9 protein-coding genes are annotated in these 14,151 nt (G+C 43.8%); 5 read left to right on the top strand and 4 right to left on the bottom strand.

Annotation, left to right across the window (positions count from 1 at the left end):
• Window positions 1–83: 83 nt before the first annotated feature.
• From secA to CIK88_RS12120, 4 genes are all read left to right on the top strand, one after another.
• A complete protein-coding gene (secA, locus tag CIK88_RS12135) occupies window positions 84–3,476 on the top strand; it encodes a preprotein translocase subunit SecA (RefSeq protein WP_094436754.1) in 3,393 nt (1,130 codons plus the stop codon).
• A 120-nt stretch (window positions 3,477–3,596) separates the two neighbouring features.
• Window positions 3,597–4,295 carry an ABC transporter ATP-binding protein gene (locus CIK88_RS12130; protein WP_094389956.1) on the top strand — a complete coding sequence of 233 codons (699 nt, stop codon included), beginning with the start codon at window positions 3,597–3,599 and terminating at the stop codon, window positions 4,293–4,295.
• Window positions 4,296–4,419: 124 nt separating this feature from the next.
• The gene (locus tag CIK88_RS12125) at window positions 4,420–6,939 is read left to right on the top strand and encodes an ATP-dependent Clp protease ATP-binding subunit (RefSeq protein WP_094436752.1); all 2,520 of its coding nucleotides are present in this window, start codon (window positions 4,420–4,422) and stop codon (window positions 6,937–6,939) included.
• Window positions 6,940–7,205: 266 nt separating this feature from the next.
• Window positions 7,206–8,543, top strand: a complete 1,338-nt coding sequence (locus CIK88_RS12120; protein ID WP_094389954.1) for an NADP-specific glutamate dehydrogenase — start codon at window positions 7,206–7,208, stop codon at window positions 8,541–8,543.
• A gap of 296 nt (window positions 8,544–8,839) precedes the next feature.
• Here the strand turns inward: CIK88_RS12120 and CIK88_RS12115 are convergent, their stop codons facing one another.
• From CIK88_RS12115 to CIK88_RS12100, 4 genes are read right to left on the bottom strand one after another with little or no spacing between them, the layout of a single operon-like run.
• Window positions 8,840–9,454 (bottom strand): DUF6057 family protein, encoded by a 615-nt coding sequence (locus CIK88_RS12115; protein ID WP_094436750.1) that lies wholly within the window; start codon window positions 9,452–9,454, stop codon window positions 8,840–8,842.
• A gap of 38 nt (window positions 9,455–9,492) precedes the next feature.
• Window positions 9,493–11,586, bottom strand: coding sequence for an alpha amylase C-terminal domain-containing protein (locus tag CIK88_RS12110; protein WP_094436748.1), 2,094 nt, complete (start codon window positions 11,584–11,586; stop codon window positions 9,493–9,495).
• Between the two features lie 7 nt (window positions 11,587–11,593).
• Window positions 11,594–12,040 carry a YhcH/YjgK/YiaL family protein gene (locus CIK88_RS12105; RefSeq protein ID WP_094389951.1) on the bottom strand — a complete coding sequence of 149 codons (447 nt, stop codon included), beginning with the start codon at window positions 12,038–12,040 and terminating at the stop codon, window positions 11,594–11,596.
• Between the two features lie 27 nt (window positions 12,041–12,067).
• Window positions 12,068–13,198, bottom strand: coding sequence for a phosphatidylinositol-4-phosphate 5-kinase (locus tag CIK88_RS12100; RefSeq protein ID WP_094436746.1), 1,131 nt, complete (start codon window positions 13,196–13,198; stop codon window positions 12,068–12,070).
• A gap of 142 nt (window positions 13,199–13,340) precedes the next feature.
• Between CIK88_RS12100 and kdsB the strand changes: the two genes are divergently transcribed.
• Window positions 13,341–14,093, top strand: coding sequence for a 3-deoxy-manno-octulosonate cytidylyltransferase (kdsB, locus tag CIK88_RS12095; protein WP_094389949.1), 753 nt, complete (start codon window positions 13,341–13,343; stop codon window positions 14,091–14,093).
• The last annotated feature ends 58 nt before the right edge of the window (window positions 14,094–14,151 follow it).

Raw genomic sequence — 14,151 nt, 5'->3', positions numbered from 1 at the left:
CTTTACGGAATATTATTAGTAACTTTGCAAGCGTTTTTACGTAAAATAATAATAGTAATCAAAGAAAAAGAAACAAAACAAATATGAACTTAACGAAAATATTGACATCACTCTTCGGTAATAAATCGACGAGAGATATGAAACTCATCCAGCCGTTGGTGGAAAAGGTTAAAGCCGTATATCCTGAAATACAGAAATTGGACAACGACCAGTTACGTCAACGCACTCGCGACATACAAAAACGCATACAGGAATCTGCCAAAGAACAAAAAGCAGAAATCAAGAGACTTAAAGATACCATCGAAGAAACACCTATTGATGAACGTGCCGACATCTTTGCCAAAATCGACAAACTGGAGAAAGAAGTTCTCGACATCTTTGAAAAACAGCTTGACGAAGCGATGCCTGAGGCTTTCAGCATCGTCAAGGAAACTGCACGCCGATTTGCCGAAAACGAAGAAACAATTGTTACTGCAACCGATTTCGACCGCGAACTGGCATCAGATCCAAGAAAAGACTTTATTACCATTGACGGAGATAAAGCTATTTATCACAACCATTGGACCGCAGGAGGAAACGACCTTAAATGGGAAATGGTACACTATGATGTACAGCTGTTTGGTGGTACTGTGCTCCATCAGGGAAAAATTGCCGAAATGGCAACTGGTGAAGGTAAAACCCTCGTAGCCACTCTTCCTGTATTCCTTAATGCCCTGACAGGAAACGGTGTCCATGTGGTAACTGTCAACGATTATCTAGCTAAGCGTGACTCTGAATGGATGGGACCGCTTTACATGTTCCATGGTCTTTCTGTAGATTGTATCGACAAGCATCAGCCTAACTCAGATGCAAGACGTCGTGCTTACCAGTGTGACATTACTTTCGGTACCAACAACGAATTTGGTTTCGACTATCTGCGTGATAATATGGCCACCTCACCACAGGACCTCGTCCAGCGCGCACACAACTATGCCATCGTCGATGAGGTAGATAGCGTGTTGATTGATGATGCACGTACTCCTCTGATCATCTCTGGTCCTGTTCCTAAAGGTGACGACCAGATGTTTGAGGAATATCAGCCTCTCGTAGAAAAAATCGTGGCTGTACAGCGTCAACTTGCTACACAATACTTGGCAGAGGCTAAGCAGAAAATCAGCGAAGGACAAGCAAAAGGTGACAAGAAGCTCACAGAAGAGGGTTTCCTTGCCTTGTTCCGTTCGTTCAAGTCGCTCCCTAAAAACAAACCGCTCATCAAATTCCTCTCTGAAGAGGGTATTAAAACCGGACTTCAGAATACTGAGAATACCTACATGGAGAACAACAACCGACGCATGCCAGAAGCAGTTGAACCTCTGTACTTTGTAGTTGATGAAAAGCTGAACTCATGTGACTTAACCGACAAAGGAACGGCATGGTTAGCCCAACAGGTGAATGACTCAGAACTCTTTGTATTGCCCGATATCGCCGGACAGCTGTCGGCTCTTGAAGCAGATAGCAGCCTTTCTGAGGAAGAGCGCGTGACCAAGAAAGATGAGTTGCTCAGCCATTACGCTATCCAAAGCGAACGCGTACACACCTTGCAGCAGTTGCTCAAAGCATACACCATGTTTAATAAAGATGATGAGTATGTTGTGATTGACGGTGAAGTGAAGATTGTCGATGAGCAAACCGGACGTATCATGGAAGGACGCCGTTGGAGCGATGGATTGCATCAGGCTGTGGAAGCCAAGGAACATGTGAAAGTGGAAGCTGCAACACAGACCTTCGCCACCATTACACTCCAAAACTATTTTCGTATGTACCATAAACTCGCAGGTATGACAGGTACTGCTTCTACCGAGGCAGGTGAGTTTTGGGACATCTACAAACTCGATGTTGTTGAAATTCCAACAAACCGTCCTGTTATCCGTAAGGATATGGACGACAGAATCTATAAAACCGCACGCGAGAAATACAATGCTGTCATTGAGGAAATTGAGGAAATGCGCAATAGCGGACGCCCTGTACTTGTAGGTACAACCTCCGTTGAAATCTCTGAATTGCTCTCTAAAATGCTCAATATGCGAAAGATTCCTCATCAAGTCCTGAATGCCAAGCTCCACCACAAGGAGGCTGACATTGTGGCAGAGGCAGGACGCAGTAATTTGGGACGTGTAGAGATTGTTGATGAAGAAGGTAATAAACACGTAGAAGAACGTATGCTTGGTGCCGTGACTATTGCAACCAACATGGCTGGACGTGGTACCGACATCAAACTGACTGCAGAAGTGAAAGCTGCAGGAGGTCTGGCAATCATTGGTACTGAGCGTCATGAAAGCCGACGGGTTGACCGTCAGTTGCGTGGACGTGCAGGACGTCAGGGAGACCCAGGTTCTTCAGTATTCTATGTATCTCTTGAAGATAAGCTCATGCGTCTGTTTGGTTCTGAACGTATTGCCTCTGTTATGGATCGCTTAGGTTTCAAGGAAGGAGAACGCATCGAGAGTCCGATGATGAGCAAGCAGATTGAACGTGCACAGCGTAAGGTAGAGGAAAACAACTTTGGTATCCGTAAACGTCTTTTGGAATATGATGACGTCATGAACCGTCAACGTACCGTTATCTATGAGAAACGTCGCCATGCCTTGATGGGAGAACGTATCGGAATGGATATTGCCAATATGCTTTGGGACCGTGTTGCTACTACTATCGAGCAAAACGACTATGAAGGATGCCGTGAAGCCTTCATTCGTTTGTTTGCCATGGAAGTGCCTTTCACCGAAGAACAACTGCAGTCTGGACATCTTGAAGAACTGGAAGAAAACTCCTACAAGAAAGTGATGGAAGCCTTTGAGCGTAAGACAGAACACATCTGTGAGATTGCTCAACCTGTCATAGAGAAAGTCTATACCGAACAAGGTGACCGTTTTGACAGAATAGCAGTTCCTTTGACTGACGGACGACGACTCTATCAGATTCCTTGCAACCTAAAGGAAGCATACGAAACAAAATCGAAGTCTATTGTCAAGCAGTTTGAAAAACAAATGTTGCTCCACGTCATCGATGAGGCATGGAAAGAAAACCTCCGTGCACTCGACGAACTTCGTCACTCGGTACAGAATGCTTCATACGAACAGAAAGACCCCTTGCTCATCTTCAAGTTGGAAAGTGCAAAGGTATGGGATAACATGATTAACGATATGAACAATCGCATCGTCTCTGTACTCATGCGCACCACTATTCCGGAAATGCAGCAAGTGGAAGAGGCTGGTCCAGAACCAGCTCAACGTCCACGCCAGCAATACACGGAAAACAAACCAACCGTTGAGCAGGAGCAGATGAGCGATCCTAACATGCGTGCGGCAGCCGCTCACGACACACGTGCACAACAGCCACGTACTCCTATCGTCAAGGAAAAAATGCCAGGACGTAACGACCCATGTCCTTGCGGTTCGGGTAAGAAATTCAAAAACTGCCACGGACGCGGATTAGTATAAACAAATCATGCAGCACACCACACGTTATCATGCGGTGTGCTGCATTCTCAATAAGTTGCACACGCTGTGCGCAGCGAAAATACAAATAACAGTCAAGGATAAAACCAATAGAAATCAACAATGATTACCATAAACAATCTTCAGAAGAATTTCGGAACTACAGTAGCTTCTTCCATCGAATACTTTGAAATAACAGATGGAGAGATTCTCGGCCTCGTTGGCAACAATGGTGCAGGTAAGACTACCCTATTCCGACTCATGCTCGATTTGCTCAAAGCGGATTCCGGCTTTGTCACTATTGATGGCATTAACCCCAGTGAGAATGAAGATTGGAAACAACATGTTGGCGCTTATATCGATGAGGGATTCCTGATAGACTTTCTTACGCCAGAAGAATATTTCGCCTTTTTGGGAAAAGTGTCAGGAATGACCAAAGAACAATCTGAGAAGCGTATGGAAGATTTTACTGACTTTGCTGCAGGAGAGATTTTTGGACAGAAGAAACTAATCCGCAACCTATCGGCTGGTAACAAGCAGAAGGTGGGTATTATATCTGCCCTATATAGACGTCCCAGCATCGTCATCCTCGACGAACCCTTCAATTTCCTTGATCCGAGCAGTCAGACACTACTCAAACACTTACTGACTGACTATGTGGCACAGACCAAGGCAACCCTACTGATCTCAAGCCACAATCTTCAGCACACAGTAGATATTTCTACACGAATAGCTCTACTCGAACACGGATGCATTATCCGTGACTTAGACAATAAAAACCAACAAGCCATACACGAGCTGGATTTGTATTTCGGCAGTTAACACATGGACAAAAAACATCTCTCCAAACTATATACATTTTAATAATAAGAAAGGGATGTCTGAATTTGCCACAAACTGTGTGTAGGTTATCGTTGGCACGTTATTTGCAATCATGTTTTCAGTTATGACAAATCAGTTTTCAGAAAAGATATCAGAAATACTCGCATACTCGCGAGAAGAAGCCATACGGCTCGCAAACCGTTGTGTGGCTCCAGAACACCTGTTGCTGGGAATGATGCGCCTACGCGAAAGCACTACCAACAGTCTGTTTCATCGCCTCGGCATCGACAGTCAATCGGTCAAGGAAAAACTTGAGGAACTTGCCCGTAACGAGAAAGTTGCCATAAGTGAAGAACAGTCTGACATCATTCTCACTCCACAAGCTAACAATATTTTGAAACTGGCCGTTCTTGAAGCACGTTTCGGTCACAGTCAACAAGTGGAAGAAGAACATCTGTTGCTTGCCATCATGCACGATGCGGCAAACAATGGTGCAAAACAAATTTTGGAATCCAACAACATGAACTACGAAGAAATACGTTCTTTACTCCATGTCACAAATGGTGTAGGACTTCCTGAGGAAGAATTCGAAGAAGAGCAGAAAAAAGCTAATTCTTCTAACCAAAGCAATGGAAATACTACCACTACACAACAAGACAAACAAAAATCGAAAACTCCCATGCTCGATAATTTCTCAACCGATCTGACTCTTCAGGCTCGAAACAACAAACTTGATGAGGTTGTGGGACGAGAGAAAGAGATGATGCGGGTCATGGAAATTCTGGGACGCAGAAAGAAGAATAACCCTATTCTGATTGGTGAACCTGGCGTAGGAAAGAGCGCTATTGTGGAAGGATTGGCACAAGCCATCGCCAACAAGAAATGCCCTCCTTTATTGTTTGGTAAACGTGTATTAACGCTCGATCTTACAGGGGTTGTTGCTGGTACGAAATATCGTGGACAGTTTGAAGAACGCATACGGCAGCTCATTAAGGAACTCGAACAGAATGATGATGTCATCATCTTCATTGATGAAATCCATACCCTCATAGGCGCTGGTTCAACACCAGGCTCTATGGATGCTGCCAATATTCTCAAACCAGCATTGGCACGTGGTGTGATACAATGTATCGGAGCTACCACACTTGACGAATATAGAAATTCCATCGAAAAGGATGGAGCTTTGGAACGCCGATTCCAAAAAGTCATAGTAGAGCAGAATACTCCCGCAGAGACGCTTCAGATACTTCACAATATCAAGCATCACTACGAGAAGCATCATCACGTGAACTATACCGATGAGGCTCTTGCTGCATGCGTTAGTCTCACGGAGCGATACATCAGCGACAGACAACAACCGGATAAAGCCATTGATGTAATGGATGAAGTCGGGGCACGTCTGCACTTGACAAACACACAAGTTCCGGCAGAAATCATCGAAAAGGAAAAACAACTCAAGGAGGCAAGCGAAAAGAAACGCCAAGCGGTGAAAAACCAGAATTACGAATTGGCTGCCAGTCATCGTGATCGAGAAGCGCAACTCCAACAGGAACTGGATACCCTTAATACTAATTGGCAGAATGGTGAAGACATAGACCGCCAGAATGTCAGTCTTAAGGATGTACAAGACGTTGTTTCGATCATGACTGGTGTTCCTGTACAACGCTTAGCGCAAGCCGAAGGTATCCGATTGAAAGGCATGAACCTGAAACTGCAGGAAGAGGTTGTGGCACAAGACAAAGCCATCGATAAGATGGTAAAAGCAATCATGCGCAACCGGGTGGGACTGAAAGAACCTAACCATCCTATCGGCGTATTCATGTTCATTGGTCCTACGGGAGTAGGTAAAACCTATCTGGCGAAGAAACTCGCAGAATTTATGTTCGGCAGTAGTGATGCGCTCATTCGTGTTGACATGAGTGAATATACCGAATCGTTCAACGTGTCCAGACTGGTTGGGGCACCTCCAGGTTACGTTGGTTACGAGGAAGGTGGTCAGTTGACCGAACGCGTTCGTCGTCGTCCCTACTCCATCGTACTACTTGATGAGATTGAAAAGGCACATAGTAACGTTTTCAACCTCTTGCTTCAAGTTCTCGACGAAGGTCGTCTGACTGATGGTAACGGACGCTTTGTGGATTTCCGCAATACGGTTATCATTATGACCTCTAATGCAGGTACACGCCAACTGAAGGATTTCGGTCGGGGTGTAGGCTTTAACACAGCAGGAAACAGTTCATTCATGCTCAATGACCAGGATAAGGAACATGCGCGCAGTATTGTGCAGAAAGCATTGTCTAAACAGTTCTCACCAGAGTTTCTGAACCGCATGGACGAGATTATCACCTTTGAGCAGTTGGATTTAGAGGCTATTAAGAAAATCATCGACATCGAACTACGCGGACTTTTCAAACGTATGGAAGCACTCGGCTATCAAGTGCAGATAACCGACGAAGCCAAGGCTTTTGTTGCAGAACGCGGCTATGATGTGCAATTTGGTGCGCGTCCATTGAAACGTGCGATTCAGAACTATATAGAAGATGGTATTGCAGAACTTATCATCGATGGAGAACTGGAGGCTAACAGTACCATATCAATAAGCAAAGAGGAAGGAAAAAGTGAATTGACTATCCAAAAGATATAATCTTCACCTTCTTACTCCAATATATGAATACTAAGGCATCATCTACCTTTCAAAGGTAAGATGGTGCTTTTTTCTTATTGTGCTCCCAAACAGGCGAAAAAGCAATGTTTTTTTTCTGTTTTTATACATATTTGCTACAAAAAGAAAGAAATATAGCATATTTTTTGATAATTTGTTTGGTATTTCAGATTTTTGATGTAATTTTGCAACCGAAAACAAAAAAGAAGTAGAAAAAACGTTATAATTTAACCAAAAAAGAAAAAATTATGAATGCAGCACAAGTTGTAGAAAATCTGAAACAAAGATTTCCCAATGAGCCTGAGTACATTCAGGCCGTAAGTCAGGTACTTCCAACTATTGAGGAAGAGTACAACAAGCACCCTGAATTTGAGAAAGCTAATCTGATTGAGCGTCTTTGCGTGCCCGATCGCGTTTACGAATTCCGCATCACATGGGTTGACGATAAGGGAAATGTTCAGACCAACATGGGATATCGCATCCAACACAACAACGCCATTGGTCCGTACAAAGGCGGTCTGCGTTACCACAAGAGTGTAAATCTGGGAATTCTGAAGTTTCTCGCTTTTGAACAGACTTTTAAGAACTCGCTGACAACACTTCCTATGGGTGGTGCCAAAGGTGGTTCCGATTTCTCTCCACGTGGCAAGAGCGATGCAGAGGTTATGCGTTTCTGTCAAGCATTCATGAACGAACTGTATCGAGTAATCGGTCCTGATGAAGACGTTCCTGCTGGTGACATCGGTGTTGGTGGTCGTGAAGTGGGTTACCTCTTTGGACAGTATAAGAAGCTCACCCATCAGTTCCAAGGTGTACTTACCGGTAAGGGTATCCCCTTCGGAGGTTCATTGATTCGTCCTGAAGCAACAGGTTACGGTACAGTATATTTTCTGACTTCTATGCTGGCTACTCGCGGCATCGAGCTGAAAGGCAAGAAGGTTCTGATTTCTGGTTCTGGTAATGTGGCTCAGTATGCTACAGAGAAGTGCATCCAGTTGGGAGCCACAGTACTCACCTTGTCAGACTCAGATGGCTACATCTTCGATCCCGATGGAATTGACGCTGAAAAGCTGGCTTATGTGAAAGAGCTGAAGAATGTTGAGCGTGGTCGTATTAAAGAGTATGCAGAAGAATATCCCAATGCTGTTTATCATGCTGGCGAGCGTCCTTGGCATGAGAAGGCTGATATTGCCCTTCCTTGCGCTACCCAAAACGAGATTAACGGCGAACAGGCACAGGCTCTTGTTGACAATGGCGTAATTGCCGTGGCAGAAGGTGCAAACATGCCTTCACTTCCTGAGGCTATCAAGATTTTCCAAGACAACAAGTTGCTTTATGCTCCGGGAAAAGCTTCAAACGCTGGTGGTGTATCAGTATCTGGTCTTGAAATGTCTCAGAACTCAGAGCGTCTGAGTTGGACCGCTGAAGAGGTTGACAACTACCTGAAGCGTATTATGAACGATATTCACGAAAACTGCGTGAAATACGGTACTGGTGCTGACGGATACATCAACTATGTGAAGGGTGCCAATGTTGCAGGCTTCATGAAGGTTGCATCAGCTATGATGAGTCAGGGTATTGTATAAGTTCACAGCAATCTATCTCACAAACACATATATAGATTAGCCACTGTAAATTGGGAGAGACGAGTTAAGCGTTTCTCCCAATTGTTTTTTTGTGAGCACGCCCTACACCATTAATTTGTAATGAAGAGGTAAGACGTTTCAATACCTCATCAAGTTCATAACAACTCAGATTCAATAGGTTTTACACGTGTAAAATAAGTCAATTGTTAAGTATTGGGGGTACGCAAAATACAAATTAAACCGAGGGCATCCCGAATGAATCATGATACATGAAGCAGACGAATTACAAAGTCTGATTATCTGTTTTGTAATTTATTGATTGCTTTTCCGCAGAAATAATAATACCAATAGGTATCTTTATAGTTGGTCTGCATATTGATAAGCCATTCGCGTTGCTTAGGATATCTTTGCTGAAGACTTTTCATCTCGTCAAAATCTGCCTCCATAGCAAGATTATTGAACACGATGATCGGTTGTGCACGCAGATGTTTATATAGAACGAGGGCTTCTTGGTAGTGTTTGGGCAAACTGCTGTTAATTGGATAGTATGTTGGAAGTAATTTGACAAATTGGTCAAGTTGACAATCTACCAAATAGCCACATAACATTTTATCGCCTCCGCAGTGTTTCATATCCCTACCTGACCCGGAAATGGGATAAGTAAACAGTTCATCTCCTAATCGATGCTGTTGATAAAGCGCTTCAACTCTAAGGGCTGTCAGTAGTGAATCAGTCTTGTCTGATTTGCATCCAATTTGAAGTGCTGCATCATAATCTCCCTTATTCATCAGGGTTTCCATCTGTTTTGCATATTGCTTCACGTCAGAAGATCCTGCGACCATACCGATGACAAGCATCAGTATGGTCACAAGTGAGAGAATCAGCCAAATACGGCGGATATTGTATTTCATAAGTATGCAGAGGTGTGGTTGTTTTACCTTTGTTCCACTTACAGTTTTCTGAGCACCACAGCTGATCTGGCTGGTAGATAGAGCTTGAGCCACTCTTTGCGGTCTTTCACATAGAGTTCATCGTAGTTGGTCATGTGAGTCATCGTGTCATCTGCGAATCCATTACCACCAAACTCCTTGGCATCTGTGTTGAGCACTACTTCATAGGAACCTGTAGGTACAAGGAATCCATAGTCAGTATAGGAGTGTGTTGGAGAGAAATTGAATACAAAGACAAGGTCGCCTCTCATAAAGCAAAGCACCTGATCTCCATCATTATGCCAAATTTCTGTTACGGGTGTGTTCTGGAAATTTCGTTGGCTCTTGACCACTTCCAACATTCTGCGGTCAAAATCACCAAGCCAGTGGTAGCAGAGTTCTTTGTTATCTACAAGATTCCATTGGCGTCTTGCATATTTGTACGACCATCCATTTCCTTCACGCGGGAAGTCAATCCATTCTGGATGTCCGAACTCGTTACCCATAAAATTGAGGTAACCGCCATTTATAGCTCCAAGCGTCACCAGTCGAATCATCTTATGTAGCGCGATACCCCTTCGAACTATATCGTTTTCGTCGCCTTTCTTGAAATGCCAATACATATCGGCATCTATGAGTCTGAAGATGATGGTTTTATCTCCCACAAGAGCCTGATCATGGCTTTCACAATAAGATATGGTTTTCTCGTCCGGTCGTCTGTTCTTCACTTCCCAGAAAATGCTACAAACGTTGACATCCTCATCCCTTACTTCCTTAATGGTCTTAATCCAATAGTCAGGAATATTCATAGCCATTCTGTAGTCGAAACCATACCCACCGTCTTCAAAACGTGCGGCAAGTCCTGGCATACCCGATACTTCTTCGGCAATTGTTATTGCCTTGGGATTAACTTCGTGAATCAGTTTGTTGGCCAATGTCAGATAGCAGATCGCATTGTCATCCTCATGTCCGTTGAAGTAATCTCCATAGCCTGTAAATGCTTCCCCAAGTCCGTGAGAGTAATACAGCATAGACGTAACTCCATCGAAGCGGAAGCCGTCGAAATGGTATTCTTCCAGCCAATATTTGCAATTGGAGAGTAAGAAGTGTAAGACGTCATCCTTTCCGTAGTCAAAACACAAAGAGTCCCATGCTGGATGTTCATGACGTTCACCAGGATAAAAGTATTGATTGGGATCTCCTGCAAGATTTCCGAGTCCTTCAACTTCGTTTTTCACAGCGTGCGAATGAACAACATCTATGATGACCGCAATACCCATTTTATGGGCAGTATCAATCATTTCCTTTAATTCGTCAGGAGTTCCGAAACGACTTGAAGGTGCAAAGAATGATGATACATGGTATCCAAAGGATCCATAGTAGGGATGTTCCTGGATGGCCATAACCTGAATGGCATTATATCCATCTTTCTTAACACGTGGCAATACGTTTTCCTGAAATTCACGATAAGAGCCAACCTTTTCGGCATCTTGTCCCATTCCAATGTGGCATTCATAGATAAGCAATGGTGAAATGTCAGGCTTAAAGGTCTTTTTCTTAAAGACATAAGGATGTTCAGGGTTCCACACCTGTGCTGAGAAAATCTTGGTCTGTTCGTCTTGTACCACACGTTGACACCATGCTGGTATGCGTTCACCCTCTCCACCATTCCATTTGACTTTCATTTTATAAAGGTCTCCATGTTTAATGGCCTTTTCCGAGAGTTTGAGTTCCCAGTTTCCTGTACCTTCAATACGTTTGCATTTATATTTGGGTGATTCCTGCCAGTTGTTGAAATCTCCGATGAGGTATATTTCTGTTGCATTAGGTGCCCATTCACGGAACACCCAGCCTTTTGCAAGCTTATGAAGTCCGAAATAGAGGTGTCCTGATGCAAAATCAGAAAGAGTCTTTTTCCCGTTTCTCGTCAACTGGGCGATTTTCCATAGGGCATGCTCATGTCTTCCACGAATGGCATCCTCGTAGGGTTCAAGCCAAGAGTCATTTTTTACCAGACCAATATGCTTGTTTTCCTGTTTCACACTTTTACGTGTCGTTCTCTTTGCCGCAGTCTTTGCTCCGGCTTTGGATTTTGTAGTTTTATTTGTTGTCATGATGATATTAGGCTTTAACTTTAAAAATGGCTTTCTTTATTTCATCTACACCTGCAATACACGGGGCATGACCATCCTGTGGGAAGAAGATGGCAAAACATCCGGGCTGAGCTGTCACATAACTCTCGGCAGCAAGTCCGGGTATTTTGGTAATGTCTTTCTCTTCGTTATATGCAGCCTCCGGAAGTGCTTCACGGGGAGTATATCCGTATGTTTCAGCAGCAGAGAGCGGTATCTGTATGTCGATCATCTTATTGTGGGTTTCGATAACAGCCTCGTCGGGTGTCTTTCCTTTGGCTGTCTGGATGTTGACAAAGAGGTCTTTACCCACTATCTCATGTTTGCCTTCCTCAAGTGTGTTGAGGTCGTGCTGGTTGATAAACTCCACAACTTTTGAAAACAATGGGTTCAACGACTCATAGTCTTTCAGATGTTTTAGTTCGTCGATAATCATAATTCTATTGATTTATTTAAGGGTTGCTTATTTTGTTTTGTCTTCCTCACGATGTCCTCTTGTATAGTTACCTTGTGCTGTAACATTACCGTTGGCGTCCTTTTCTACAAAACGTCCGTCACGTCTGTCATCTACATAGGATCCCTCAAAGCGTTTGCCGTTTTTATCCTCTTCTACGGCAGGTCCGTTTCTTCGTCCGTTGATAAACTGTCCTTTGAATTTTGACCCGTCTGCAAAACGTGCTACACCTTGTCCGTGTATGGTTCCGTTTTTGAACTGTCCTTCAAAGACATCGCCGTTCTTCATCGTCAGTTTTCCGTATCCATTAGGTTTGTCGGCTTTCCATTCACCTTGATAGACGTTCCCGTTTTTCCACACAAGTATGCCCTGGCCTTGTTTGTCGCCATCCACAAAGGCTCCTGTGTATTTGTCGCCATTGGCAAATTTGAAGACGCCTATACCGGTACGTTCGCCCTGTACATAGTCACCTTCATAGACGTCGCCACTCTGAAATTTATAAATACCTTTTCCGTGTGGGGTGTCTTCTTTCCATTGTCCTACATAAACGTCACCATTGGAGTATCTGAACACTCCTTTGCCATCACGTAAATTATTTGCGTACATGCCGTCATAAGACGAGCCGTCTGGCCAATGATAAACACCTTTTCCTGATTTCATGTCGTCTTTCCACAGACCTTCATACCAAGTGCCGTCTTTGAACGTATAACGACCTTTTCCTTCGCGTTTGTCCTGTTTCCACATGCCATCATAGACGTCACCATTATAGTAGTACATCTTACCATGACCCTGTTGTTCGTCAATATACCAGAGTCCTACATACTTATTATTGTTTTGGAAATAGAACGTTCCAACGCCATGCTGGTGATCTTGGAACCATTCTCCCTCATATTTTTCACCATCGGAAAAAGTATAAGTACCCTTTCCCTGACGTTTGCCTTTGGAGTATAGACCTTCATACCAGTCCCCGTTTTTATAGGTTGCCCGACCACGTCCGTCTGGCTTTCCGCCAACCATCTCACCTTGGTATTCGCCACCATCGGCCGTTGTACACGCACCGACTTTTATCTTCTGCGCCGGTAGTGTCAATGCTGCCGTCGCTAATGTTATCGTAAGGAAATATCTCAGTCTAATAATCATTGATTTTATTTTAATAGCAATAAATCGGAACAAAGGTATGAAAAAAAATCGGTATTTATCATTTTTGTTAGCGTATATTAACGCACCATAAGGATATTTTTGTACCTTTGCAATGAAAACAAATAAAAAATCCTATAGAAAAATGAAATTCATAGCTATCATCCCAGCCCGATATGCATCTACAAGGTTTCCAGGCAAACCGTTGGCTCTTTTGGGTGGACGCCCAGTCATACAACATGTATATGAAAAGGCAGCACAGGCGCTCGACGAGGCTTATGTTGCTACCGACGACGAACGCATCGCTCGTGTGGTAGAAAGTTTTGGCGGACACGCCATCATGACAAGAGCTGACCATAAAAGTGGTACCGACCGTATTGAAGAAGCTGCAGAAAAGATAGGTACAGATGCTGATGTCGTGATTAACATTCAGGGCGACGAACCGTTTGTTGATGCTTCACAGCTCAAAACCTTACAGTCGCTTTTCGATTGTGAGGAAACGCAAATTGGTACACTTGGAAAACGCTTTGACTCCATGGAAGCTACGGAAAATCCTAACTCTCCGAAGATTGTTTGCGACAAACAGGGCTTCGCCTTGTATTTTAGCCGTTCTGTCATTCCGTTCGTACGTGGACAGGAACCTAAATCGTGGCTCAACCACTATCCATATCTCAAACATCTTGGACTTTATGCCTATCGTCGTGAAGTGCTCAGAGAAGTCACCCAACTTCCTCAGTCCCCCCTCGAACTGGCAGAGAGTCTCGAACAGTTAAGATGGTTGGAAAACGGCTACCGCATTCGTGTCGGATTGACTGATGTTGAAACCGTTGGTATTGACACCCCTGCCGACCTTGAACGCGCAGAACAGTTTCTTATCAATCAAGGGAAACAGAGATAACGATTTTCTATTATAATTACAATCTATCCACAATTCACACATGATAAGAGTTTTCACA

The sequence above is a fragment of the Prevotella sp. P5-50 genome (assembly GCF_002251295.1).
Lineage (GTDB): Bacteria > Bacteroidota > Bacteroidia > Bacteroidales > Bacteroidaceae > Prevotella.
This window is presented reverse-complemented; position numbering and strand designations above follow the sequence as displayed.